The organism is Rhizobium anhuiense bv. trifolii, assembly GCF_024346605.1.
GTDB classification, from domain to species: domain Bacteria; phylum Pseudomonadota; class Alphaproteobacteria; order Rhizobiales; family Rhizobiaceae; genus Rhizobium; species Rhizobium anhuiense.
Window position 1 is genome coordinate 2,982,201 of sequence record NZ_CP098803.1, and the last position, 22,508, is coordinate 3,004,708.

Sequence of the window (22,508 nt, forward strand, 5' to 3'; positions counted from 1 at the left end):
GACGGCGGGATGGACCAAACAAAGTTCATAGAATTCGTAGCTGCGAAACTTAGTGATGAGACGACAGTTCGGGGTCTTTTCCTTGGTGGTAGTTTTGGTCGAGGCACGCCCGATAGCCACAGCGACGTTGATCTGATCGCGCTTGTCGAGCCCGACCACCAAGATCAAGCGATTGCCACGTGGCGCAGTCTCTTGGAGGGTATCTCGCCCGTTGTTTTCTGGAATCAGCGTGGACAAGGGCAGGTCCTGCTAAATGCGATCACTGAGGACTGGCTGCGGTGCGATCTGTCTATTATGCCGCCTTCGGCCTTCATTGATCGCACCCAGGAAACAGTAAAGCCTCTGATTGACAGAGACGGCTTTTACAACGTTTTGCCAGAAGCCATGCCCGCAAAAGGCCCCGATCCCGCCAAGGTAAAATACCTGATCAATGAATTTATCCGCGTCCTTGGCCTGCTTCGGGTCGTCGTCGGCAGGGGTGAGTATCTTACAGCTGTCACCGGAATTGGCCTGCTACGAGACCATTTTATGAACTTGATGCTGGAAGAGGTGAATGTCCCTGATCGTGGCGGAGCGCTACACTTAAGCAAGGTGCTCCCTGAAGCCGATATGGACCTGCTGTTGTCTCTGCCGTTCCCCAAGCCAAAAAGAGAAGAAGTCATAGACGCCAATTTCGATATTGCTCGGCATTTCCTGCCACGGGCTTATGAATTGGCGGCGAAGCTCAATCTGCCTTGGCCGGACAATTTCGAGAAGGCTACGCTGCGGGTTCTGGCGACCAGCTTAGGCCCCTCACCCGACTGGTATGCGCTATCGCGAAACTCTGCGACGGACTGATGGTAAGCGAAAACGCTTCAGGATGCTTGTCGCAAAGCTCCCTCGACCGGAAACAATGCGCATGGATCAATTCGAACTTGCCTCTTCAGATGAGGTTGCTGCCGAGCCGCAAAGAACCAGAAAGGATGCACTTCAGTAGTATTGATCTTGTAAATTCTAGCTAACCGTGTAGTCTTCGGGAGCTTAAATGATACTTCGCATCCGCATTTCCTAAACTTGAGGGGGTTTATTGAAATGGACCGCTTGCGTACGCTTTTGCTGTCTTCCGCTATGCTACTCGCGACCAATTCCTGGGCCGCAGACGTCAAGATCGTTTCCTGGAACATCGCTGCGTCGCCTTACGAACAGGTTCTGGCCCGGGCGAGCGACTACAAGAAGATGGCCGACACCCTGTCGCCTGACGTGATCGTTATGATCGAGCTGACGGGACGTGCCGATCTGAAGGCCATTGCCGACGCCATCGGGTGGCCGACCTTCTATGCAACGGTTTCCGATGGCCAAGTCCAGGGCGACGAAATCCATGCAAGCCTGGAGGTCGGCGTCCTTTCGAAGATACCGATCACTTCCGTGATCGAGTTCGATCCCAAACCGGAGGGGCACACCCATCAGGTATTCACGAACGCCAAGCCAGATGGCGACAGCTCAATTCCGGTAAAGGAGATGCCGTTGAAGGGCATCGACATGATGGGGTTGGCGGCGACTGATCGCGGGACCCTTCGCGTCGATCTTGCAAATGGCCTGACCGTCTTCCCGGTTCACCTGAAATCGAACTCGAATGACGCTTGCTTCGCTGCGGACGATGCAATCAAGGGCTTGAAAAAGCTCGGCCTGCCTACCGTCCCTACCCTCCAAAGCATTCTGGACAACGGTTCAGACGTGAAGGCTAAGGCGGACAAAGACAACGCCTTCAAACGCGAACGAGTGATAGCGGCAACCAAAACCGTCGCGGACCAAGCTGTTACTGATGGCCGCACGGTGCTGATCGCTGGGGACTGGAACACGTCCTTCGAACCCGGCAAGTTCGGCCGTTCTTTTGACGACTGTCAGTTGGCGGCCTTCTCCTGCGCGAAAGCTCCCTTCCCTGCCAGCAGCTGCACAGGCGATGGTTTTGACGACACCTTTGCGGTCATGACGGTGCCGTTGTCGGGTAGTGAGAAGTGGACGATGCTGACGAAAGACCTTGGTCGGACATTCAAAGATACCGACTTTGCGGACAAGGCGATTGACCACATGACCGCGCCGGTTGGTCAAGCGGCATCTTTCGCCGTCCCCAAGGTGGCACCCGACACTTTCGGCTCCGATCACTTCCCAATCTTCACCGTCTGGGCGGCTCCTTAATCAGCCAGGCGAATGGAGATATTGGGCATGGGAAGAATACGCGACGCACGTCCCGAAACCGTGCATAGGAAAGTTCGACAGCTCTCCCCTGGAGATCGTCTACGGCTGACGACAGGTGAATACAATCAGCCTATCGTTCTGTCAGCGCTCGCCGGGAGCGAAGTCGATCCGATCACCATCTGCGGCTCTGGCGCGGTGCTCGGGTCTGGCCTCACCTTCAGGGAATACAGGAAGACCGGTAACGAGCTGGCGGCTGCTCAGGAGGCCGGAGGGCGCTTTCCGGGTCTCTACTACCTTGCTGACAACGCAGCTCTGGTCCTGAAGAATTGCCAATGGATCAACATCGAGAAATTGGTCTTTGAAGGCTGCTGGCCAACGGCGGTCTACCTTGAAAACTGCCAGCACATCACGCTGCGAGGCCTCAAGATCAGTGGAGGCACATTCGCCATCGGTGCCACCGGCATTACAACGCGTCACATTCTTATTGAGGACTGCGATTGGGTGCAGGACCCAAGCGGTAATGGATGGGAGATATGCGAGGCCCTTCGCGACGGACGAACTATCGAGAAGGAGCTTGACGGCAAGCAATCCGAGCTTTGGCGGGACGTAGATTGGATTCAAGTGCATGGTGAACGGCCGGAGACTGGAAAGTCCGTTAGCATCGAGGAAGACGCGCGAGCATACGATGGCGACTTCTTCCGTGCCTGGAATATTGAGGGCTATGTCGTCATCAAAAACAACATCATCGCTGACGCCTTCAACGGCATTCATTTCTTCAACCAGGTGGCCGAGTCGATTGTCGAAAGCTGCTCGCGCAACGTCCTAATCGAGAATAACTGGTTCATCCGCATTCGCGACAATGCCATCGAGCCGGAGCACTTTGCCTGGAATTGGACGATCCGCCACAACATGATCGTCGACTGTTATATTCCGTTCTCGATGCAAATGGCGCGATCCGGCTATTTCTACGTTTACGGAAATGTCGGATGGAATCTCCGAAAACCCGGTCCCGACGAGGACACGCACACGAGGGGGCAGTTCTTCAAATTCCCGACTGAGCACGTCGCCGACGGCCCCCACTACGTCTTCAACAACAGCTGGGTTCTTCGTGCACCGCTAGCGAAGAAGATGCGCTTCGCGAATTTTGTGCACGTCAACAATGCAATCGATTATTACGAAACCGATCCGTCCGTGACGGCACCATTTGGCAAGAATTTCGACGATCCCGCTCCAGCCGGATCACAGAAGGAAGAAACCCTAAAATTTGAGGGTGAACACTTCACGAGGGAATGGCAACACCTTGGGATCAAATTCGATGGCGACGTGATCAATCATCCATCGTTTCCCGGCATATTGCGGGACGCCGGTTTCCCAATCGGTGCTGATGCCAAAGGCCGATCCCCCAACTTCGCAAATAGGGTGCCGGGGCTTTCACGGGGTTTGATGACTGATAGCTGGGTCGACGCCGTTGCCCTCACCGTGCTGCGGCCGGATGGCACGACGGCAACGGCAGTCGATGGCACGAGGCATCAGGTGGGTGCTTGGCAGAGAAACAATCTCATCAGGATGGAAGACCCGCTGTTCTGGTTGTACTGGCCTGGCCGCAAGACCGATCCCTCGCCAAACTCACAAGAACCCGATCATGCACAGGAGATTTCGTGAACTTTTGGTTCCGCACCATTCTCGCAATTGCGCTCTCAACACTTGTTTCGTTTTCGAGCCCAACTGCGAAGGAGCTTATCAAAAATCTTCCCATTCATCCGCCCTCCTCTCACTCATCCATCGAACCACTCCAGAACGTTCCGAGTGGAATTCGGGTGTTTTGTACAATCGAGACGCGATGTGACCTCGACGAGTTCGTGCGGAAGACCGGCGTGTGCGCTTTGTTCGTTATCAAAGGCCACACCACCCGCATCGAGGAATACAATGGCACGGATACGTGTGAACTAGGCAAGAACGGCCCTTATAAGGACTACGGCATCGCATCGATGGCGAAATCACTGACATCGACGCTCGTCGGCCAGGTTCTGGCTGAGCGATATCATCTTCAAACGCGCGAGCAATTCGAGCGCATAATGACCCGAAAGCTGGGAAGCTTTCTCACCCTTCCGCACAGAATGAAGCTCGCGGATGGATACGCAAAAGTCTCGATGGATGATCTGCTGTCGATGCGCTCGAATATCCAGTGGCGTGAGTCCGGCTCCCCTTGGCTGCTTTCGGATGAAGTCTATTACCAGGACCAGGTTCGAGTCCCGCCCCGTAAACAGAACCTTATCGGCTTCGCGTCACGCTATAGGTTGGCCCGTCAGCCGCGCAGCCAGTTCAACTACTCAGCTTTTGATGTAGCGATGGCTATTGCCGTGGTCAAAGATTTATCCCCCGCGCGACCTCCGCTGAAGCAGTTTGAAAGGGGCATATGGGCAATGATAGGTGCGGCTCACGAGGCCAGCTGGAATGTCGACATCGATGGTGATCCGTCCGGTCCCTGCTGTTTCAGAGCCAGGATAGATGATCTCGCGCGTTTCGGGAGGTTTGCGTTGGAAAAGGGTCAGGGCAGAGGCGTCCCCGCCGCCTGGTTCGATCTCGCGACCGCGCCACTAAAGGGCCGCTTTGATGGGCTGGACAAAGAAAGCGATCATGCTGATCCGAGCTGTGAGCTTGGATACGGCTACTACTGGTGGCTACGACGCAACCGGCCCGATTATTTCGCTTTCGGACGCTTTGGCCAATTCATTCACGTATACCCGGAAGATGACGTCGTAATCGTGCAGCTCTCAGACTGGCGAACTGTTCCTGCGGACAAGCACATTAGATGTATCACGCTCAAAAGCCACGATGCGATAGTCCGGAGGCTGCGAAACTGAGTGACAGCATACGTGCTATACGATCCACGAGCCTGTCAGAAATGGCTCGACAACTCAGGGCAAAACACTGAGCCGTCACTCGGCTCGATGCACTCTGTGTCGCGAAGGCCCGCAGGGGCATCTTGTCAGTTGGTTTTCGCTCCTGTCACCTTCATCAACGCCGTTATCTCTTGAACATCATCTTCCGACAATCCACCGGTTGCGTTGCCCACGCGCGTTTGATTTACCCCCACCCGACTATCTCAACCGCCTCGACTTCATCCTATGGGAGCATCAGCATGCCAAGCCTCGCCCAAATGACCGGATCATTGCGTATTCATCAGTTCTATATCGGCAAGTTGAAAGCTAAACAGGAACAGCTTTTTGACAGCGATCCCGAATAGGCGATGCCTCTCGACCATGTGGCTGCCGTTCTGTCCGAGCACGCTGAAGTGTTGGCTGGCGACATCGCTGACATGGAATGCGATGATTGATAGCGCGTGGCAGCCATTGAGCTATTCGGTCTCTTAGATAGAATTCTATGGACAGAGGTCTGAGCGCGAAAGGCCAGAGCCTCGTCCTGCGCCGCAACACGCCGGAAGAATCAATTTTCGATGATCAAGCCTGAACTCGCATTCGCCATCATATTTACGAGCAACTTCGCAGCTCCGCTCGTGGCATTTATCGCTGGGCGCACATGGCCACGTTGCGGGAAGACATTGCATTTTTTGGCGGTGATCTGGATCGTCCTGTCGGTATACGTATGCGACAGAGTGACGTTCACGCCAGATATCACCACTGTGGACGACTCTTATGAGCCAGGCGAAGTAAGTCAGTTTGTATTCGTCGCCGCCGTTTTATTGCAGCAGCTAATCATTCTAGCGGCCTATCCAGCTTGGTATGCGTGCCGCGCATTTGTTAAGCGGCAGCGGGCGTCTCCAAGAGAAGCAGGACCGTTCGTGTGATAACATGTACGATGTCGACGGTGGTGTGGTGGCTTCGGTCGCAACGGATGCGGTCGTTCCGAGCATCGCTCATAAGTAAGCGACATCGCGCCTCACAGCGCCCACACGTTGGTTGATTTATTTGATGGTTATTTATGACGCAGCCCAGTGCGCACGCTCTGGGCTATCTGCCGAAGCACATCAACAGGCTCAAACAGTTCCGGCGCGTGGCCACCCGATACGACATAACCATTCGGCATTTTTCGCCTTGGCCACCGCTAAAATATGGTTGCCATACTTGTCAACAGGACCTAGAGCGCAATGATACCACGTCCCCGAAGCCCGTTGAGAGTGTTTAGCAGCGCTCCATCTTGCGGCCCCTCTTCCAGATGGCGGTCAATGATCTCAACCGTCCGGAAGACGACTTCGACCGTGACGTCATTGAAAGTGATGATCCAGTGCCGTGCTTTGAAGCGGTGCCATCTGGCGGTCTCCGCGCCACCGATCACCTCACTAAAGGTTCCCGGATTGACCGGATATCTAGAATCTCGTCGGCCATCAATACTGACGGGGGTCATTCGGAAATCGAGAACCCGTGCGAATCTGAGAACGACATTGCCGCCCTTCGGACCTGCCGATGGCTCGTAGCACACCAAAGCGTCTTGCCCGTCATAAAACACCGCAGGGTTTTGGACCCTTCCTATCTCGGGAAAGGGCTCTTGTGGAGTTGATATGTGCATGCTTCTTCTCAACTTCAGGAAACGTCGAACTGCGTATTCGAAACTTTGTCAACAGGACCTAGTACGGCGGGTTTTGCATCGTCGCAAAGTTAAAAGTATCAACCATGGTAGCAATGGGGTCTGGGAAATACCGATAAGTTGCAAGGCGCTTTCCATGCACAATATAGTCTTTTTGCTCGACGTCTCCCATCACAATCAGCGAAACCGTCACCCTGGAAGTTCCAAGCATCTTGAGGGCAACGACTCTTTCCTGTGGGTTCGCGCATTGCTCCCCGACGTCACACAGCCTGCCAATCAATCTCATTTGAGCGAAAGGCTCGAAACCTGAGAAAGACGAACCGCCTATGAACTGGACCTTGTCCTTGAAGACCGACCATTCTGTTCCGGCAGTAATCTTGGCAAACATCGCGGCGGCATTTTTGTAGGTGAAGTCCTTTGCAACGAAAGGCGCGACCGAAGAGATCAAAAGCGTGACATGCTTTTCGCCAATCCAGCAGTCAATCCACAGATGGCTGTCGTCAGGCGCGTTGCGCTCGATGTCGCGACCTTTACAGGCGGGGTCGGCTGCCATGCTGGTATTGGCTGGCCCCCTAACCAGCCACATGGCTGCGGATGATCTCTCAGCGGAGACAGCCCAAAGCGTCGCAAGGAAAATGATTGCAGTAAAAAATCTTGGCATCAAATTTCCTATTCGGGTCCGTTGTGAAACTTGTCTAGCGGAGATTGCGAAGCAAGCTTTCCTAAGCAGATAGAACCTGTCTGTTTTCGCCAGCGGAAGACGTTCCAGGGCTGGTGGTATGCGGCACCGACCCGTGAAACTAATCTGGCCAGGTCTCAGCGGCACCTCAAGCACCTTCCGAAGTCTCATTCATGGCCGGAAAGGTGCTCTGACTACTCAATCGGGTTAAATTTCCCAATCTGACGTGTATCGCCTCGCTTTCAATAACGACGCAAGTTCCAGCTTAACTTCGAGAGTTTTCCGAAACCTCGCGGAAAGGACATCTGACATGATCCCGTCGCCCCAGTCTCGTTCCGTGGCATAGACGGCATATGGGTTGATTACGCATTTGAAGTCCAGCATCAGCGACATCGCTGTAGCTCCATACGCCATATAGCTGTGAGGTAGCCCTCCGGCACAAACGAAGGTCACAATCTGGTCAAACCATGCCGATTTCCGGCTACCTGCTCCAGTTGCGCCCGTCAATTCGATGAGGTTTTTGGCAGTGCTTCCGATGGACCAATTATAGATCGGCACGGCAAGCACAATTCCATCGGCATCTCGAACGGCCTGATGCAGTTGACTGTATGTGGGGTCGAGATAGCACGCCGAGTTGTCAAACTCAGGCAGCCGGAAATCGCGCAAATCAATGAACTGCGGAATGCACCCTTGCGCTTGCAAGAAACATTCTGCCTCGCGCCCGAGGTCTCGACTGCGGCTCTCTGGATCGAGACTGCATGATAAAATGGTGATTTTCAAAGGTGGCGGGATGCTGTTATTCATCGCGGTTCTCGCGGTTTGCGTTTCGAAAAAGCATGCAGTTGTCAGGTTTGCGACCTCAAGGGTACTTGAGGTCAAGTGCCTGAAGTTTCGTTTCCTAGATCGTCGTCGGTTCCGTCACCATTCGTATGGAAGAAGGTGCGTCTGCCGCTCGAATTGCCACTGTCGCGCGTGCCTGCGCGGTTCGGACTGGTCAAGAACGAGCTGCACAGGGACCCTTTCACAGGGACGGTCTTCGTATTCCGGTCGCGGAAGACGGATCGGTTGAATCTGATCTATTGAGGAGCACCGCAACATGTCATCTTCTGACTGGGACAACGACGAAAATCTCTTTGCCTCTCTCGCTGGCGGACAAGCCGTCATAGACTGGTTCGGCTTCTGTCCGCGTTTCCACGATGCATCTCTGGAGCGCTTGGAAATTGTAAATGGCAATGTGCTCGTGGCCATCCGGGCATTCAGGATGACCGACGAACTCGATCAGCAACGCCGCTTCATTTGCGACCGCCACGCCCTTGTTACGCTAAAAATCAGCGAAGTATCCGGCATAAGGCTGCATGGAAGCGCTGTCTCGATCATCTCTGATCTTAAAATCCGTCGACTTACCGCTGACGAGGCAGCATCAAATTGGGAGACCTGTGCCGCACCTGTCAAAGGCGACATAGAGGTTACGTTTGACACGTCGATTGGGCTTTATGGTGCGATATACTCGAAGGACTTGGCGTTTGAGCTTCAGCCAACATGAGCCAAACATGCATCGGAGCCATCATCGGGTATGGCAAACACCATCTAGCCCGGCGACCAACAAACAGCGACCCCGCCCGCTCAAAACAGCTTCAGAGATTTGACGAAGTGCTTCACCGGCGTGCACGGCAGCTGCGGCTTAAGATACGCAGTTTCCTCCTGAAAGAAATACTTCCGATTGATGACCTCTGGGACAAAGCCAAATACTCTGTACGGCCAATTCAAGAAGCTTGGCGGCCCCGCAAGCTTCATCGCGGCATGATGCACTCCAACATGGCCTGGCTCGTCTGTGAGCCCACGGCTATTGAACATATGCCGAAACGACAAATCCTCGATCTTAGTGACTGGTAGATAGACCCCGGCATTCTTTGGCTCGGCTGTTCCGATGCAGTATGGCCGCTCACCAGCCAAGGCCTCTGCTTGCGCTGCAACGAAAAAGCCATCAAAGCCAATTAGAAAAAACAGTAAAATTGCGGCAATCACACCGACAAGCACACGACCAAAAGCTCTCATGAAAATCCGCATCGAAAGCATGAACTAACAAACGTCCAAGTGCAATTAGCACAGGAACTTGAGCACCCACAACGCAGAGAACACGTCGCGCTTGTGGCAGGCACGCCGACGGATCACTGGTAGTCGGGAAACCTGACCTTCTCATCGTCGGGTGTGTCGAGCCATTTCCGGTAGACCTCGTACGTCACCGCGCCCGAGGCGATCCCCTTGATCATTCTGCGGCAAACGTCTCGGGCCGCCTCGGCAGCCGACATCGATGTGTTGCGCTCGGTCTGTGCTTTGGTCTCGGTGTCCATTTTCGCAATCCCGTCCTTGGCGCAGCCGTCAATCAGACGACTGTGCGTCTCCGGCAGTTGACGGATGATCGAGGAATAATATCCGAACGTTTCCTCGTTCCAGCCGCTCTCGTCAGCCAATGCCACGCCAGCATGTCCAAGGAGAAAGCCAAGGATCGCCACTCGGCCAGCACGCCCACACAACAGCTCATGGAGGGCTGAATTGAACAGCTGAGAAAACCTATCAGATCGCTCAGACATACGCTTCGAACTCCGATTTCCATGCAAATGAGCACCCAGACCCAAGGTAACTCCCCCACTTCAACCCCGTTGTGAGCTTTCGAAATAGCGATTTACGATATCCTTGACCTCGCTTGAACTGAATCCTGGAATCCATCTGTGCGGTATCGCAACGGTCCTTTCAAGAGGCTGCCGCTTGCGCAACTGTTCGAGTATCTCCGGATCAGCGTCCTTGCGCACGGTCAGATAGATCATCGCCCAGCGGGTCTGAGGAATATCAACGCGTTCGATCATTGACCAGGGGATGAGTTTTGGCAGTTTTTGACCAGTAATGCCGTCGGGACCGATCACCATTATAGGTTTCGTGAAGTCCACCTGCCGGGCCTTCGCTACAACAAAGACGATGATGACGAGGATCAGGATCGCGAACAACCCCTCTCCGACACCACTAGTGGGTCTGCTCATTTCGATCTGTCCAACGGCGATGAGTGACAGGTAGACGAAGAAGATTGCCATGACGCAGATGAAGCCGAAGAGTGCCCTGGTGCTTGGTCGCAATACCAGGACGGGCTGCGTAGCGCTCTGGTCGCGCTTGGCGATGGAAGAATGGCCATCTGTCATTTGGTTGAGACCAAGCATCCATGGAGGGCCGACATTACGTTCTTATCGGTGGGCGTCTCTGTCATCGGCTTCCATCTCCAAAGAACCTGGCTGGTGTAATCATGTAGCTAAAGGGCAATTCATCACGGGGGCGTGAAACCCCTGGAGGGTCGCGTGGAAAAATCTTTCTGGGCGCAACGGTGGTGTCTAGCCAGGGAAGCCGTTCTTGCAATTTGTAGGTGACACGGTCAGTCGTTATTTCTATATCGAGGCCCGTGAACTGGACCCCTGGGAAGTATCGGCCGAATTCTCCCGGCTGAATCTCAAATATCGTTTTTGGATCGGTTTCGCTCTTGAAGGAAACGATCACAGGCAATCTGCCCGATTTTGGTTTGAACGGACGACGGCCGCTTGCATCGCGTAGTGTTGCGAAGTCCGCTTCTGAGAGCGAACCAATGCTATTCTTGATACCAAAACTTGTTAGTACGCCGTCCTCGTAGACTTGAGTCAGGGTATTGTTCGGATCATGCTGGACTGGCAATATATAGGCTGTGCCTTTGCCACCAAGATCGAGAACTAACGCTTCACCATAGAGGCGTGTGGCACCACCGTTTCCAATAAGGCTGTGAGTTACCTTGGAATAGGAAATCTCCATCACCGAGGAACTTTCAACCGGCCGCCCGTCCACCGTAGCCGATGCAATAACCTTGAAACGAACAGTCGCACTCTCGCCCTGGCAAGACGCAAAAGGCAGGGCGCAAAGTGATACCAAGAGCGACCGACGCTTCATCAGCTGCCTGTTACCGGTAGGTTTTTCAGCACACTGAGGCGCACGAGGACTGGTGGTATTGGCTTTGAGATGTTCCGCTTCAAAGGGCACGGGCGTCGCACCGGCTGGCCCGGAATTTGAATGGGCTTGCATCTAGCGAGACGACCCCATGGACCGGGTCGTTTTTATATAATGAACCCAAATGGCTGCGATGAACGCGAGCATGGCAAAACAATACCAGCCTAACATCAGACCAAGCACCCATAGATGCTCGCCATCGCGAAGGAATAAAACCCCTGCAACCAGCGCAATATGAGCAAGGAGAAAGCCAATCGTAATGAAGAGCACTCAACGCAACCCTTGTTAGTAATTTGACTGTATGCAAAACAACCATTTCTTCCAAGATGGGGCTGCCTCGGGTTGCGAAACTGGTAAATGCCGAATTACGAAACGGGTCCGGTCTGCTGGACAAGGGTCGAGGATCGTTGCTCAAGAATGTCCGCGCCCCAGAAAAGACTACGCGATTGTGGTGCCGATGGTTGCATTTTGTTTGGAATCTCGTCATCTCAATGTGCTGCCGTCGTCCGACATCGCAACACAGGCCGACGGCAGCCCAGGGCGCTCCGACATGAGGTCGTAGAGCGCCCTTTCTTTGCTTGCGGCACCGTGCATCGAAGCAGCGCCATCGGTCATACGATCTTAAATTCCAATTTCAGAATACGCGCGTATATTGCCGTGGGGATTGCAATATCCGTGCCCCGAGGGGTTGAGGACCATGTGCTGGAATACATCGTCGGCATTCACGCCGGTCGGGCTAGCTCTGCGCGGTCCGGCAACACACAAGATCGTATGTACGCTCGGCGATGCGGCGCATATCCTCATCAAGGACTGGCCATCCGATGACGGCGAGGAATATGTCGCCGCCGTAAAAGCCTGCGTCGATGCAATCAGCGGGCAGATTGCTCCGGAACAATTCCGAGAAGCGCTATTGCGTGCGGCCGATGAGGCGGGCATCGCTGCTCTAACTGTCGTTCGCCGATGACAATCGGTAAGAAAACGGCTGGCTGAGATCATACCGTCGACATCTCCCCTGTTGTGGTTGACAATCTGGCTAACCCATTTACCTTGGGGTCGGGCGGAGGCAAGTGGATTTGCTTGCCTGGGGTTAAGACCCGACAGCGTTGCGCACTATATGGGCGCACGTACCGTTCAAAGACTGCGGAGTGACGCCAATAGGCGTCGTCTTGTGCGAGGAGTATCCTCCCAACTGAGGGGCGGCTCTTATAGTCGCTGCACGTCCGCTTCAGCAATGAAGCAAAGGACGTGGACTCGTGACATCAAACAGCCGAATACCAAATCTCAGATGCAAGGCCGCCGAGCGCCAGGGATGGCAATGCTACTATTGCCAGCACCCCATGTGGGAAAGCGACCCAGAGGTTTTCAAAACACGCTATTCCTTATCTTCTCGGGCAGTCCGGCACTTCCGCTGCACGGCAGAGCATCTAAAGGCTCGAAGTGATGGAGGCCGCGACATCGAGGAGAATATCGTTGCCGCCTGTCATTATTGCAACAGAACTCGTCATCGGACGAAGCGGCCGAAAGATGCAGTTTCCTATGCCAGCTTTGTTCGATCCAGGATCGGAGAAGGTCGATGGCGTCCTGTCTGGTTAAGGCATCAGAAGTCTGACGCTGAAGTGTTGCGGTAACTAAGCCAGGGTGGTCGTGCTACATGCCAAGCTCGCTGGCTGAATAAACAGCCCATTCAGGTTGATATCCCATCTCCGCTTCGATTGCCTGTTTCCAGTCGGGGGTTATCTGAATTGGAAACGAATTTACGGTTTCCTCGGAATGTCGGGCCTCGATTTCAAAAAATTCTCCGACAATGCTGTCGCATCGGTAGCACCCATTACTCATGTACTGTCGTTCCTGGGTCTTGCTGTGGCGCTTTTTCAGGCGGCCCATTTTTGAGTTCCGAGGTAGACGGCTGAATAGAGCGTTGGGTACTCACCCAATTCAGGGACCGAGAAGCTGTTCGTATGGGGACCGAACACCACGTCAACTCCCGTGACTATTTTCGTGTTCGCGCGGCATTGCCTCTTCCAGCACTCGATCTCTCCAACCCGGATATGAGCAACCGCCCTGCCCTGGGAAGGTATCCCAAATCGGAACCGGCGGCCGAATACTGCGTCCAGCAACGCCTCAACGGGCATCTCCTGAGAATAAGCCACACGGGCGGAATAGGTCCCATCGTGTTCGACAATCTGCGCGGCGGGCAGAGCTTCAGTCGTTGGAAAGCCCGGGTGCTTGAGCAGCCAAAGGCAACGAATTCCGGATTGCCGGTATCGTTCCTGCCTTCTCATCGTTTCATCGTTGGTTTGGGATGACCATTGGATTTCGATTGCGACTTTGGCACTGTTCTTTTGCGCCAACACGTCAGCTATCCATGTTTCACCGGACGGACTAGTCCCTGCAACCTCGGTCTTCGCGTCCCATCCGTGCTGGCGTGCAACTTCGACGGCGATACGCTTCAGTCGAAGGTGAGCTTCCGTCTCCGGCGCAGTGGTGCAATCACCAACCGCTTTGTGCACGAAATGCGGCGTCCCCCGCTTTGACCTCCTTAAATTGACTTCTGCCGAACAACAGGGCATTCGAAGCGAACGGCATTTGCGGTTTTGCTCAATCAGCGCCTGCCATGCCTGCGGAGACAATTCGAAGGCATGAAGATCAACCCCGGTCTCATCAATGCATCGCAGGGACATGGCAATTTCTCGCGATTTATGGCGAATGTGCTCGTAGGCCGGTTCCCAGGGCTAATCCCTGTTCCGAAGATCAGCAGTTATCCGAGCATCATATGTCCCCAACGGAGCAAGTTCGGTGTAACGTACCCGATCTGATGGCAGAACCGGAATCGATCTGCGGTGCCGTATTAGTGAAACTTCTCCAAAATAAGCCGAATAACTGCTCTCCTGGGGACGCATCGGAACCGCGATCCACGCCGGGCAGGCATTCTGTTGTTGCGCCAACCCGTCAACGGCCTCCCAGATAATCGCGGTTATTTCACTCTCGGACTTGCCTTCGGCTTGTAAAGCTCGGACCGCGGTGTTGTTGAATTTCACGGCGTTGTAGCACGGGTTCAATTTTCCATTCGCCTGGAACTCATTTCGAGATTTAACGGAAATAAGGTACCGTCGCCCTGATAGTTCGGCGATCAAGTCGGCGAAGGGAAAATTGATTGCCCGATTTAAATTCTGCACGTCTTTAAACCCGGCCGCCTTCAAACGTTCTTCCGCCAACGTTTCCCCCAACCGCCCCATTTTTGATATTCTTTCTACATGCAATATCGATGGCCCCACGCACATCTCCCGCACAGCATGAAAACAAATTGCGAAATAAATTATTAATGCAAATTTACATTGTATTTAAAAATTACTCAATAAAAAATAGATATTACATGCGCCGCAATGTTGCTTTGCCAGACGATACATGGATCACCAAGAGCTTCCCGGCAATGACACCTGAAAGAACACCCAGCCTACCATGACCAACCAATGAGCGGTTGCTGCCGCTGGGGACGGCTGCGGTTCGCGCGGTTCGGAAGGTTTCAAGATCGTGCGTATGCTCGACCTCTGAACGATTAGCATGGTGAACACTATCCCAACCGTTCTCCTAAATGTGAAGATTTCGCTTTTTTAATAGCTTAATTCACTCGCGTTATGTTTGCGTGGAATAGGAGAGCGCCCCATGCCGCGCAGACAGTTTGCCAGCTACGCCAGCGTACTCACAGTGGCGATGATCGCATTTATCCTTGGCTTCCCATTTCTGCTGTTTGCTCTCGCACGCGCGATCCACTGTGCTCCGGATACCTGTGGAGCGGTTGGGCTCGTTTTCGGGTTATATGGTCGGATGCTCGGTGTCCTCATATACGGCATCGCAATGCTGACCGTCATATCTGCTCGCTGCAGACGCGCTGGATTGAGTTCTTGGTGGGTTGTGGCATCGCTTTTCTGGCTGCTTGCCGCTCGCGACGTTCTGATGGCAGGTCTGAATTTTTGGGCCGTGGGCTTTTCGTTGGGAATCCTATCGTTCCAATGGCCGATAACGCTGATCTTCTTCTTTGCCTTCGTTGCCTTCCTCTCGTTCTGCAAAGGCTCCGACGAGAATGGAAGTGAACCACCGCGAAGGAGCTGGAAGATGGCCCAGGTGAGCGCGGCATTATCTGCGATCATCTGTGTCGTCATGTGCATCCCGCTTTTTGTGACACTTGCGTGGATTGGCGGACTTAGGCTGATCAGCCCGCTGAGCGTTATTATGTTTCCCCAACATTATCTCTACGTCCGCATCGGGACGCACTTCATCACCCTCACGACCGCGCTCTGGTTGCTCCTGTTGGTCTTTGCGGGCGCATTGATCCACATCCTTGTTTCGCAACGTCGTGAAAATCTCGAAGTGCCTCCTACGAGATTTTCGCGCCCGGTTTCGTAGCCGGGGCGACGAGGCTTCGGTGACGCACTCCACTGACGGCTCCTCGTTTCAGCTTGCTGCTCTCCCGCTGCAGTTGGAAATGACAAATATTTGAGGTTCCTGAATGCAACGTCTCTCTTTGCTAATCCTTTTCCGCGATGGCCTTCACGATTTGAACGATCTGGAGACGGCGCTAACCCGGTACAGCGAACCTCTTCGGCAGGTTGCTCCCGACCACTTGAAATTCGGGACTCCGACACTCGATGTTGAATTGAGCAGCGAGAGCCATGTTCTCATTGAATCCCAAGAGATTGCGGAATTTTTCCCTCACAAAGACAGCAGCGAAATTGAACGCTGCAATCAGCGTATCGAACTGTCATGGGATATGAAGAATGACCCCGGCCTGATGACAAACCTTGTCCTTTTTGTGCAGCCCGAGGTAAGTCGTCTTGTCGGGAAATGTTGGATGTTTGACCCTCAAGCGGGCGTTTGGTTTTAATTGCTCCGCAGCGCAATGAGGAAGCAACTTTCTACGCCCTGATGTGACCGGCCCGCCTCGGACCAACGTAGCTGCCGCAAATCGCAGGGCGGGCGGCTACAATGCGGTTGGTCCGGCCGTGTTTGTGTTGTCGTCAAACCAGATTTCATCGAGATCGATTGGCGAAACCTGCTTGTCGACAACCTTGCCTTGAATGTCGCGCTTTTCGCGGAACAAGCGGATCACATAGACCGAAGGACCAAAGTCCGGGCCGATATCACGGAATTTCTCGTTCGCGCGGTCAACGCCTAGCCAAAATACAGCGCGGCGATCATCACTCAGGCAACGGAGATCAAACTCCATCGAAAAGCCCGTTCGGTTCGACTTATCAATTAGCCAGCGGGCCAGACGAGAGTCGACGATTGAAATTGCCAACCCTATTTGCTCCAGGGCTCCTGCGTGAAACCTCTTTCGCACTCACGATCTCGCGGGGGAAGGTTTTGAGACATTGTAAAATGCGGTCCTTCATTGGAATTTATGGTATCTCACCATGGCCAGATGGGGCTATTCATGGAACAGCGCTTTACATTCGATCAGGTCGCGAGCGTATACAAGGCCTCACGCCCCGACTATCCCGAAGCTCTCATCGACGATATTGTCTCGTACGCTAAGCTGAAACCAAACGACACCGTTCTCGAAGTCGGCTTCGGAACGGGTCAGGCAACGAAGAGTTTCGCGACCCGGGATTTGCAGATTCTTGCCCTTGATCCTGGACCAGAAATGGTCCGCACTGCACGTCAGACCTTGGCGAATTTTACCAACGTTGAACTCGTCGAGGCGACATTCGAGGCGTGGCCTGTCAGCAAGGCCGTCTTCCAGCTGATTATTGCGGCACAGTCGTGGCACTGGGTTTCCCCGGAAGTGCGGTTCGCAAAAGCCGCCGAAGTGCTTTCGCCAAATGGATCATTAGCAGTCTTTGGACATGTCCCCGTAGGACTACCCACATCCTTACTTGAACAGTTCAAAGGAATATTCCTGCGTCACACAGGTGCCTGGGGAACACCACCTGAAGCGGCGTACCTGCCGAGTGGTCCATTCGAAGGCTGGTTTGACGAGTCGAAATTGTTCGGTCCAGTTGAGCATCGGAGCTATTCGTGGATGAGGCAGCACACAACATCGAGCTATATAAATTTTCTACGCACGCGATCAGATGTTCGGATGCTCACTCCAGCAGTATGCGAAGAATTGCTCGCCGAAACTGCGAAAGCGATAGACGGTCAAGGGGGAGAGTTCGAGGTAGACTACGAAACCCATCTTTACATTGCCCGTCGCGTTGATCACGTCTCCTAGACGCTGTTCCGTTCAGTCGAGACTAACGATTCCTGCCATTGATCGAGTAATCCCGTTTTGCTCGGCGGATCGTAACATCGCGCCAACTCAACGTTTGCGGTCGCGCTCAACATCTACGCCGCCTCTCCGCCCTCTTCTCGAATGCCGGGAAACGCCTGCTTCTTGAATCACCGTCGTGACATCAGGCGAAAGCGCCTGAACGCAGCCGCCAGGCAGAGATGTGCCCAAATGAGGCCATTGCAGAAAAAGAAAAGGACGAACAGATAAAATAGCGCCGGTTGTTCAGCAGCCTTGAGTACGCCGGATTGTTTGCCGTGCACCTCTCCCTGAGCCAGCCACACGAACGGTACGATTACAGGCAGAGGACTAAATAGCATCAGGCCGATAATCACCAACCACGCACTAAAGCGCTCAACCATGCCCCTGAATCTGTTTGCGCCCGGCAGGGCCGTCCACTTTGACACTGTTTTCTGTCGCTGGGTCATAGTTTGGATAATAGAACGCGCAGCCATATGCACCAAATGACTGCAAAAGGCAGCAGCCACCTAGACCGTGCATATCTCGAAGCGAGCATCGCTTAGAGAAGCGTTGGCTGGGACACCGGCTCCCCGGACGTCGTCACGATGGTCGAACCATAGGGCTCTCGTGATGTCACCACGATCTGGTCGTTTGGAAGCGGCCGGGCGAGCGCCTTCGCCTCCTCCCAGGGTGCACGCATCCATACATCCACCTCTTCCCGCGTCAGCAAGAGGACCGGCATCGCCTTCTGATGGATCGGCTTGACGATGTCGTTGGGATCGGTCGTCAAGAAGGCGTAGAGATCGTCTGTGGTCAGGCCATCTTTGACTTTCCGGACGCTTTGCCACTGCGGGACGTGCACGCCCGCGAAGAACATCAGCGGCTTGCTTTCGTCACGGGCGAACCAGGCGTTCGGTGTGCTGCCGCCCTCCTGCTTGCTGGCGGGGTCGGGCTCGGCGAAACTGGTCACCGGCACGACGCAACGGCTCTGGACACCGAACCATTTCTTCCAATGCGGTAGATTGAGATTCCGGATGTTTGTGGTGCCCTTATCGGGCTCCATGCGGATGAGCAACTCCATATCGACCGGCTTGCCCTTCTGCCGCAATTTCTCACCCCGGGCTTCAGCCGCCTGCTTGATCGCGAAAAACGGCGATGGCAATCCCCACCGCGCATGCACAAGCTGCTTGCGGCCATCAGCAGTGTTGCGAACGATTGGCCCCCATTGGTCGGGGTTCATTTGATAGGCGGGCATCAGGTTGATGAGGCTCTCGGCATCCTGAGCCCATTTGCTGACCCAGTCCTTGTCTTCCATGCGGTAGAGATTGCACATTGATCGCAACGACCTCCCTTTCCCGTTGCGGACAGCCTATGCATTTCGGACAGGACGTCAAACACTCCGCCGAGAGCCCGTGTCGTCACCGCTGATATCGTCCTTCGGAAGGAACTGACCTTCGTGCGCCCATTCAGCCTCAGCCTCTTCCAATTCCTCCGAGGAAAAGTGGTAGATGACGAGCTTGTCCAGCACATCGTCCACGTCGCGAGCCATTCCGAGCAGGTCCATCGTCTTGCCCATATGGCCGCGCTCGCCGAACCTATCGAAGCACATACCAGAGACCATATCGTGAAGGTCGAGGACCTTCTTCGTCGTCTCCGGCGAGAGATATGGTTCGTCTCCAAAATCGAGCGCATCGGATACGTCTCGCGCTCGACGGGACAGAGCTTCCGATTGAGACCTCGAACCATCTTCCGCGAAAACGTCGTAGCACTGTCGGCCAACGTGCTCCGCGTAAACCGCGATCTTCATGACATCGCCGGGGGAGATATTCTGATCATTTCTGTACAAAATCGTAGGCATGCCAAATCCTCCACGCCGGAATGGGAATATCAGGTTGCCGCAAGAATGTTCCTATTTTGTTCTTTTCGACAAAGGAGTCAAGGGCGCTTTCTCAGGATAGATAGCGCTGCTTCGAGGTCGGAGTTGGCAGCAAGCATGAGCGCGTGATTGTCAGCCAACTCGATGATCGTTGTGAGGACCTCATCCGTCCGCCACCCCGCAGCAACGGCGCGGTCGACGAGAGCAGCGAAATCCAAATGGAGCGCGTCCTGGCATCGGAGGAAGCGATCAGGATCGTCGTTTGGCGAATCCGGCGGGTATATTTCGTCCATCTGATAAACTTGAGCCGGTCGAAGAAGTGCGTCAAGAGACCAGCCCGCCATGGCGACTGCGCCACGGCTATGGCTTGCACCATGGCCGAGGCGTCGGCGGGCAGCTCGTTCTGCCGCAGACGAAAGGTACTGCAAGGCCCTCGTTGATAAGAATGCTGCCGACGTCCTTCCCGTCAACCAACAGGGTGCCGCAATAGCGCCCATGGTTGCACTTCTTCGTACCCTCGGTGCCTTGCACACAGGCACACGCGACCTTTGTCAACCGGGAACCGCCATGGGCAACCAGTTCCCGAAGCCGCGACGATGCACGCTCTCCCAGTTGGCGTTCAAGTTGGCACTCGGGAGAGAACACTTCTGGCGTATTGAAACCGACCAGCCGCGTACCGGCGGCCTCGCCAATTACGTGGACGGTGTCTCCGTCGGTTACCGAGAACTCCTGCGTCTGCGATGCCCTCAATGTCATTGGAGACGATTGAAATTGCACTCGCCCGAGATCGAGCGCTTGCAGACCGACGGCCACCGCCGCCACGACCAGAAATCCGATGGCCAGATTTCGGAGACGCCATCTCAACCGTCTGCCTGCCCTGCTGAAACGAGGCCAGAGCAATTTGCTTGGCTGTCGGCGAGGCGGATAGGCGGTGGCGGGTCGTGGCGGCAATGCAATCACATTGTTCGGTCGCCTGAGAATCTCAAAAATCTTCTGCCACTCATTGTCGGAAAGGCGAGCCTGCCCGCCGGATCGTTCGAGACGAGCGTGGATGTCGGTCAGGAACGTTCGCTGCCAGCCCGTCAGGTTCTGGCGAGGCAGTGCTGCTTCGATGTCGTTTCGAAGGTTCCCAGCCGGGTCCATTATCGCCGCCTCTTTTGAGCGAAGGCAGCGTAAGCAGCAGGTCGGAAAAAATGGTAAACCGGGAAGCATATGGAGCCCGGCAATGGGAGTTATACGACTGGACTGAGACGGGCCAACGCGAAACGCAGTCTCCCCATCATTGTCAAAGGATTCAGTCGCCCATGTGACCTGAGCGGCGTACACCTTCAAATTGCAGTGTATTTATTTGTCAGGTGGCTATCGTTTCGGGCCAAAATGGAACTAAAAGCCGGAGGGGCGGGATTGGAGAAATCACTAGAAACTAAAATTGCGCACCTTGAAATGATTCAAGGCGTGATCGGAAGGATGGCAACCGATTCTCAGACCCTGAAGACACTGACCATCACCGTTACTGCCGCGATCATTGCCATCGCGCAAACCAGCAGCGGCACGACTCCCAAACTTGCGCTACTCGGAATAGTCCCGACATTCCTGTTTTGGTACCTGAACGCCTATTACCTCCAAGTAGAGCGGGCTTACCGAGCACTCTATGACGCAGTGCGCCGAGACGAGGAAGTCGACGTATTTTCAATGGAATGGCGGCCCTTTAAAAAAAGCGCGGGAAATCTTATGTATTTGGCGTTTCGTCCGACTGTTTGGCTTATCTACGGCTCGGCGATTGTGTTACTTATAGTTGTTGCGTTGGTATCAGAGGGCGAATCACATCGAGGCACGGAACTAAACGATGCACGAGTTCACAAACAACAGCACCAGGAACTACCTTGCATTACTTGACGCTCTGACAAAGCCAAGGCCTCCAGAGCCGCCAAGTCCATTCTCCTATCTCGCTCAACTACTTGGCGATCCGCCGTCCGCTCCGGTTCGATCCAACCCCATACAAGACGCGCTCATCAATGCGCTGTTAAATCCTGCCCCAACTCCCTCTCCTCCTGCCGATCCGTACCGATTGAATGCACTGCTTGCAGGGCTCGATTCACCGTCGATCCGGCAGACAACAAAGCCGGTTGCTCCCGATACGCGACGAAAAGTCTTCTTCTCGTTTCATTACGACGACGTGATCCGGGTCAACAATGTTCGGCACTCTGAGCAGTTCAAGGCTAAGGCTCGCGAGGTTCCTCAATCGTTTTATGACCGCAGTCTTTGGGAAAGGCGGCAACTGACAAATCCCGATAGCCTAAAGGAAATGATCAGAACCGGAGTTAAGGGCGCTTCCGTTATATGCGCTCTGATCGGAACCGAGACATATGCAAGAAGATGGGTTCGCTATGAGATTGCGCGAGCAATCATCGATGGCAAAGGGCTCGTTGGCGTCCACATAAACGGCCTTCGTCATCATCAGCATCGAATTCCTCATCCACGCGGACCTGATCCGTTTGAATATATGGGGATTGGGCTAATGCAGGATGGGACGTATCGTATCTTCGAATTCGACCGTAGCGGTTGGCGGCGTTATCAGGATCATTTGGGATCAGTCCCGTTTCCAAAATACCTCCGTGCTCCAGCGGTCGGCTACATCATGCCACTTGCTCGCGGAGTGGTTTGTTACGACTACGCCGCTCAGAGTGGCAGCACGAATATTCCGTTGTGGCTAGATCAAGCAGCGGGACGTATGGGCCGCTGATGGCCCACATTCTTTTAAAGATAATCCTCGCGATCACCAAGCGCGTTGATGATCATCACGCCGTCTTTATCCGCGATCTCCTCCTCGTACATAGCGAATTTTTCATCCACACAAGGCGAGCCGTTATCGTTCGCCTTTAGTTTTTCTAGGGCAGCCAATGTAGCTCGCATCTGCTCATCGGTCATGCCAGGCTCCGCAATGCATTCAATTCTCATTTGATCGACAACCCCAGTCCACACATCAC

The 22,508-nt window shown here is 54.2% G+C and carries 29 protein-coding genes; 13 read left to right on the plus strand and 16 right to left on the minus strand.

The genetic code is table 11. The features are described from left to right. Positions 1 to 9 precede the first annotated feature (9 nt). The 5 genes from NE851_RS23445 to NE851_RS23465 all read left to right on the plus strand — a co-directional run bounded on the left by NE851_RS23445 (position 10) and on the right by NE851_RS23465 (position 5,983). Positions 10 to 837 carry a nucleotidyltransferase domain-containing protein gene (locus NE851_RS23445; protein ID WP_183844957.1) on the plus strand — a complete coding sequence of 276 codons (828 nt, stop codon included), beginning with the start codon at positions 10 to 12 and terminating at the stop codon, positions 835 to 837. 234 nt (positions 838 to 1,071) lie between these two features. Continuing rightward, on the plus strand, positions 1,072 to 2,175 hold the full coding sequence (locus tag NE851_RS23450) for a hypothetical protein (protein WP_183844956.1): 1,104 nt from the start codon (positions 1,072 to 1,074) through the stop codon (positions 2,173 to 2,175). A gap of 27 nt (positions 2,176 to 2,202) precedes the next feature. Next, positions 2,203 to 3,837 (plus strand): right-handed parallel beta-helix repeat-containing protein, encoded by a 1,635-nt coding sequence (locus tag NE851_RS23455; protein WP_183844955.1) that lies wholly within the window; start codon positions 2,203 to 2,205, stop codon positions 3,835 to 3,837. Further along, positions 3,834 to 5,039: a serine hydrolase domain-containing protein gene (locus NE851_RS23460; RefSeq protein WP_183844954.1), complete on the plus strand. Its 1,206-nt coding sequence runs from the start codon at positions 3,834 to 3,836 to the stop codon at positions 5,037 to 5,039. The genes NE851_RS23455 and NE851_RS23460 overlap by 4 nt, the downstream gene beginning before the upstream one ends. Positions 5,040 to 5,632: 593 nt before the next feature. Next, positions 5,633 to 5,983 (plus strand): hypothetical protein, encoded by a 351-nt coding sequence (locus NE851_RS23465; protein WP_183844953.1) that lies wholly within the window; start codon positions 5,633 to 5,635, stop codon positions 5,981 to 5,983. 290 nt (positions 5,984 to 6,273) lie between these two features. On the opposite strand, the gene NE851_RS23470 is transcribed toward NE851_RS23465, so the two are convergent. The 3 genes from NE851_RS23470 to NE851_RS23480 all read right to left on the minus strand — a co-directional run bounded on the left by NE851_RS23470 (position 6,274) and on the right by NE851_RS23480 (position 8,203). Continuing rightward, a complete protein-coding gene (locus tag NE851_RS23470; RefSeq protein WP_246712924.1) occupies positions 6,274 to 6,540 on the minus strand; it encodes a hypothetical protein in 267 nt (88 codons plus the stop codon). A 220-nt stretch (positions 6,541 to 6,760) separates the two neighbouring features. Next, complete coding sequence (locus NE851_RS23475; protein ID WP_183844951.1) at positions 6,761 to 7,381, minus strand: hypothetical protein; 621 nt, start codon at positions 7,379 to 7,381, stop codon at positions 6,761 to 6,763. 225 nt (positions 7,382 to 7,606) lie between these two features. After that, positions 7,607 to 8,203, minus strand: coding sequence for an NADPH-dependent FMN reductase (locus NE851_RS23480; protein ID WP_183844950.1), 597 nt, complete (start codon positions 8,201 to 8,203; stop codon positions 7,607 to 7,609). A gap of 292 nt (positions 8,204 to 8,495) precedes the next feature. On the opposite strand from NE851_RS23480, the gene NE851_RS23485 reads away from it, so the two are divergent. Continuing rightward, on the plus strand, positions 8,496 to 8,942 hold the full coding sequence (locus tag NE851_RS23485) for a hypothetical protein (protein ID WP_130828233.1): 447 nt from the start codon (positions 8,496 to 8,498) through the stop codon (positions 8,940 to 8,942). An 80-nt stretch (positions 8,943 to 9,022) separates the two neighbouring features. Here the strand turns inward: NE851_RS23485 and NE851_RS23490 are convergent, their stop codons facing one another. The 4 genes from NE851_RS23490 to NE851_RS23505 form a co-directional block, all read right to left on the minus strand. Continuing rightward, positions 9,023 to 9,475 carry a hypothetical protein gene (locus tag NE851_RS23490; RefSeq protein ID WP_183844949.1) on the minus strand — a complete coding sequence of 151 codons (453 nt, stop codon included), beginning with the start codon at positions 9,473 to 9,475 and terminating at the stop codon, positions 9,023 to 9,025. 92 nt (positions 9,476 to 9,567) lie between these two features. After that, complete coding sequence (locus NE851_RS23495; protein WP_183844948.1) at positions 9,568 to 9,912, minus strand: hypothetical protein; 345 nt, start codon at positions 9,910 to 9,912, stop codon at positions 9,568 to 9,570. A gap of 138 nt (positions 9,913 to 10,050) precedes the next feature. Further along, a complete protein-coding gene (locus NE851_RS23500) occupies positions 10,051 to 10,590 on the minus strand; it encodes a hypothetical protein (protein WP_183844947.1) in 540 nt (179 codons plus the stop codon). Between the two features lie 61 nt (positions 10,591 to 10,651). After that, a complete protein-coding gene (locus NE851_RS23505; RefSeq protein WP_183844946.1) occupies positions 10,652 to 11,449 on the minus strand; it encodes a hypothetical protein in 798 nt (265 codons plus the stop codon). 664 nt (positions 11,450 to 12,113) lie between these two features. Between NE851_RS23505 and NE851_RS23510 the strand changes: the two genes are divergently transcribed. Further along, the gene (locus NE851_RS23510; RefSeq protein ID WP_183844945.1) at positions 12,114 to 12,380 is read left to right on the plus strand and encodes a DUF982 domain-containing protein; all 267 of its coding nucleotides are present in this window, start codon (positions 12,114 to 12,116) and stop codon (positions 12,378 to 12,380) included. Between the two features lie 373 nt (positions 12,381 to 12,753). Then, positions 12,754 to 13,044, plus strand: a complete 291-nt coding sequence (locus NE851_RS35385) for an HNH endonuclease (RefSeq protein ID WP_368411039.1) — start codon at positions 12,754 to 12,756, stop codon at positions 13,042 to 13,044. 19 nt (positions 13,045 to 13,063) lie between these two features. Here NE851_RS35385 and NE851_RS23515 read toward each other — a convergent pair whose 3' ends face one another. Genes NE851_RS23515 through NE851_RS23525 form a run of 3 tightly spaced genes read right to left on the minus strand, consistent with a single transcriptional unit; the run spans position 13,064 to position 14,691 of the window. Then, a complete protein-coding gene (locus tag NE851_RS23515; protein ID WP_254958116.1) occupies positions 13,064 to 13,300 on the minus strand; it encodes a hypothetical protein in 237 nt (78 codons plus the stop codon). Continuing rightward, complete coding sequence (locus tag NE851_RS23520) at positions 13,288 to 14,097, minus strand: competence protein CoiA (RefSeq protein ID WP_254958118.1); 810 nt, start codon at positions 14,095 to 14,097, stop codon at positions 13,288 to 13,290. The genes NE851_RS23515 and NE851_RS23520 overlap by 13 nt, the downstream gene beginning before the upstream one ends. 51 nt (positions 14,098 to 14,148) lie before the next feature. Then, positions 14,149 to 14,691 carry a hypothetical protein gene (locus tag NE851_RS23525; RefSeq protein ID WP_183844942.1) on the minus strand — a complete coding sequence of 181 codons (543 nt, stop codon included), beginning with the start codon at positions 14,689 to 14,691 and terminating at the stop codon, positions 14,149 to 14,151. 388 nt (positions 14,692 to 15,079) lie between these two features. On the opposite strand from NE851_RS23525, the gene NE851_RS23530 reads away from it, so the two are divergent. Beyond that, positions 15,080 to 15,820 carry a hypothetical protein gene (locus NE851_RS23530; RefSeq protein ID WP_183844941.1) on the plus strand — a complete coding sequence of 247 codons (741 nt, stop codon included), beginning with the start codon at positions 15,080 to 15,082 and terminating at the stop codon, positions 15,818 to 15,820. 103 nt (positions 15,821 to 15,923) lie between these two features. Then, positions 15,924 to 16,298 (plus strand): hypothetical protein, encoded by a 375-nt coding sequence (locus NE851_RS23535; protein ID WP_183844940.1) that lies wholly within the window; start codon positions 15,924 to 15,926, stop codon positions 16,296 to 16,298. A gap of 96 nt (positions 16,299 to 16,394) precedes the next feature. On the opposite strand, the gene NE851_RS23540 is transcribed toward NE851_RS23535, so the two are convergent. After that, entirely contained in the window at positions 16,395 to 16,712 is a 318-nt protein-coding gene (locus NE851_RS23540; protein ID WP_183844939.1) for a hypothetical protein, read from the minus strand. A 135-nt stretch (positions 16,713 to 16,847) separates the two neighbouring features. Here NE851_RS23540 and NE851_RS23545 point away from each other — a divergent pair, with 135 nt between their 5' ends. Then, positions 16,848 to 17,627, plus strand: a complete 780-nt coding sequence (locus tag NE851_RS23545) for a class I SAM-dependent methyltransferase (RefSeq protein WP_183844938.1) — start codon at positions 16,848 to 16,850, stop codon at positions 17,625 to 17,627. Between the two features lie 167 nt (positions 17,628 to 17,794). On the opposite strand, the gene NE851_RS23550 is transcribed toward NE851_RS23545, so the two are convergent. From NE851_RS23550 to NE851_RS23565, 4 genes are all read right to left on the minus strand, one after another. Then, the gene (locus NE851_RS23550; RefSeq protein ID WP_246712923.1) at positions 17,795 to 18,046 is read right to left on the minus strand and encodes a hypothetical protein; all 252 of its coding nucleotides are present in this window, start codon (positions 18,044 to 18,046) and stop codon (positions 17,795 to 17,797) included. A 158-nt stretch (positions 18,047 to 18,204) separates the two neighbouring features. After that, positions 18,205 to 18,978 carry an SOS response-associated peptidase family protein gene (locus tag NE851_RS23555; protein ID WP_183844937.1) on the minus strand — a complete coding sequence of 258 codons (774 nt, stop codon included), beginning with the start codon at positions 18,976 to 18,978 and terminating at the stop codon, positions 18,205 to 18,207. A gap of 57 nt (positions 18,979 to 19,035) precedes the next feature. Beyond that, positions 19,036 to 19,503 carry a hypothetical protein gene (locus NE851_RS23560; RefSeq protein ID WP_183844936.1) on the minus strand — a complete coding sequence of 156 codons (468 nt, stop codon included), beginning with the start codon at positions 19,501 to 19,503 and terminating at the stop codon, positions 19,036 to 19,038. 378 nt (positions 19,504 to 19,881) lie between these two features. After that, complete coding sequence (locus NE851_RS23565; RefSeq protein WP_183844935.1) at positions 19,882 to 20,664, minus strand: thermonuclease family protein; 783 nt, start codon at positions 20,662 to 20,664, stop codon at positions 19,882 to 19,884. Positions 20,665 to 20,925: 261 nt separating this feature from the next. On the opposite strand from NE851_RS23565, the gene NE851_RS23570 reads away from it, so the two are divergent. Further along, positions 20,926 to 21,417 (plus strand): hypothetical protein, encoded by a 492-nt coding sequence (locus tag NE851_RS23570; protein WP_183844934.1) that lies wholly within the window; start codon positions 20,926 to 20,928, stop codon positions 21,415 to 21,417. Then, a complete protein-coding gene (locus NE851_RS23575) occupies positions 21,368 to 22,264 on the plus strand; it encodes a TIR domain-containing protein (RefSeq protein WP_183907311.1) in 897 nt (298 codons plus the stop codon). The genes NE851_RS23570 and NE851_RS23575 overlap by 50 nt, the downstream gene beginning before the upstream one ends. Positions 22,265 to 22,278: 14 nt before the next feature. Here NE851_RS23575 and NE851_RS23580 read toward each other — a convergent pair whose 3' ends face one another. Continuing rightward, a complete protein-coding gene (locus NE851_RS23580; RefSeq protein ID WP_183907313.1) occupies positions 22,279 to 22,449 on the minus strand; it encodes a hypothetical protein in 171 nt (56 codons plus the stop codon). Positions 22,450 to 22,508 lie beyond the last annotated feature (59 nt).

What these genes read in the sequence shown, in the direction of transcription:
- NE851_RS23445 (WP_183844957.1), top strand. Translation starts at nt 10, where the DNA reads ATGGACCAAACAAAGTTCATAGAATTCGTAGCTGCGAAACTTAGTGAT.
- NE851_RS23450 (WP_183844956.1), top strand. Translation starts at nt 1,072, where the DNA reads ATGGACCGCTTGCGTACGCTTTTGCTGTCTTCCGCTATGCTACTCGCG.
- NE851_RS23455 (WP_183844955.1), top strand. Translation starts at nt 2,203, where the DNA reads ATGGGAAGAATACGCGACGCACGTCCCGAAACCGTGCATAGGAAAGTT.
- NE851_RS23465 (WP_183844953.1), top strand. Translation starts at nt 5,633, where the DNA reads ATGATCAAGCCTGAACTCGCATTCGCCATCATATTTACGAGCAACTTC.
- NE851_RS23470 (WP_246712924.1), bottom strand. Translation starts at nt 6,540, where the DNA reads ATGACCCCCGTCAGTATTGATGGCCGACGAGATTCTAGATATCCGGTC.
- NE851_RS23475 (WP_183844951.1), bottom strand. Translation starts at nt 7,381, where the DNA reads ATGCCAAGATTTTTTACTGCAATCATTTTCCTTGCGACGCTTTGGGCT.
- NE851_RS23480 (WP_183844950.1), bottom strand. Translation starts at nt 8,203, where the DNA reads ATGAATAACAGCATCCCGCCACCTTTGAAAATCACCATTTTATCATGC.
- NE851_RS23485 (WP_130828233.1), top strand. Translation starts at nt 8,496, where the DNA reads ATGTCATCTTCTGACTGGGACAACGACGAAAATCTCTTTGCCTCTCTC.
- NE851_RS23490 (WP_183844949.1), bottom strand. Translation starts at nt 9,475, where the DNA reads ATGCTTTCGATGCGGATTTTCATGAGAGCTTTTGGTCGTGTGCTTGTC.
- NE851_RS23500 (WP_183844947.1), bottom strand. Translation starts at nt 10,590, where the DNA reads ATGACAGATGGCCATTCTTCCATCGCCAAGCGCGACCAGAGCGCTACG.
- NE851_RS23510 (WP_183844945.1), top strand. Translation starts at nt 12,114, where the DNA reads ATGTGCTGGAATACATCGTCGGCATTCACGCCGGTCGGGCTAGCTCTG.
- NE851_RS35385 (WP_368411039.1), top strand. Translation starts at nt 12,754, where the DNA reads ATGTGGGAAAGCGACCCAGAGGTTTTCAAAACACGCTATTCCTTATCT.
- NE851_RS23515 (WP_254958116.1), bottom strand. Translation starts at nt 13,300, where the DNA reads ATGGGCCGCCTGAAAAAGCGCCACAGCAAGACCCAGGAACGACAGTAC.
- NE851_RS23520 (WP_254958118.1), bottom strand. Translation starts at nt 14,097, where the DNA reads ATGTCCCTGCGATGCATTGATGAGACCGGGGTTGATCTTCATGCCTTC.
- NE851_RS23530 (WP_183844941.1), top strand. Translation starts at nt 15,080, where the DNA reads ATGCCGCGCAGACAGTTTGCCAGCTACGCCAGCGTACTCACAGTGGCG.
- NE851_RS23535 (WP_183844940.1), top strand. Translation starts at nt 15,924, where the DNA reads ATGCAACGTCTCTCTTTGCTAATCCTTTTCCGCGATGGCCTTCACGAT.
- NE851_RS23545 (WP_183844938.1), top strand. Translation starts at nt 16,848, where the DNA reads ATGGAACAGCGCTTTACATTCGATCAGGTCGCGAGCGTATACAAGGCC.
- NE851_RS23550 (WP_246712923.1), bottom strand. Translation starts at nt 18,046, where the DNA reads ATGGTTGAGCGCTTTAGTGCGTGGTTGGTGATTATCGGCCTGATGCTA.
- NE851_RS23555 (WP_183844937.1), bottom strand. Translation starts at nt 18,978, where the DNA reads ATGTGCAATCTCTACCGCATGGAAGACAAGGACTGGGTCAGCAAATGG.
- NE851_RS23560 (WP_183844936.1), bottom strand. Translation starts at nt 19,503, where the DNA reads ATGCCTACGATTTTGTACAGAAATGATCAGAATATCTCCCCCGGCGAT.
- NE851_RS23565 (WP_183844935.1), bottom strand. Translation starts at nt 20,664, where the DNA reads ATGGACCCGGCTGGGAACCTTCGAAACGACATCGAAGCAGCACTGCCT.
- NE851_RS23575 (WP_183907311.1), top strand. Translation starts at nt 21,368, where the DNA reads ATGCACGAGTTCACAAACAACAGCACCAGGAACTACCTTGCATTACTT.
- NE851_RS23580 (WP_183907313.1), bottom strand. Translation starts at nt 22,449, where the DNA reads ATGACCGATGAGCAGATGCGAGCTACATTGGCTGCCCTAGAAAAACTA.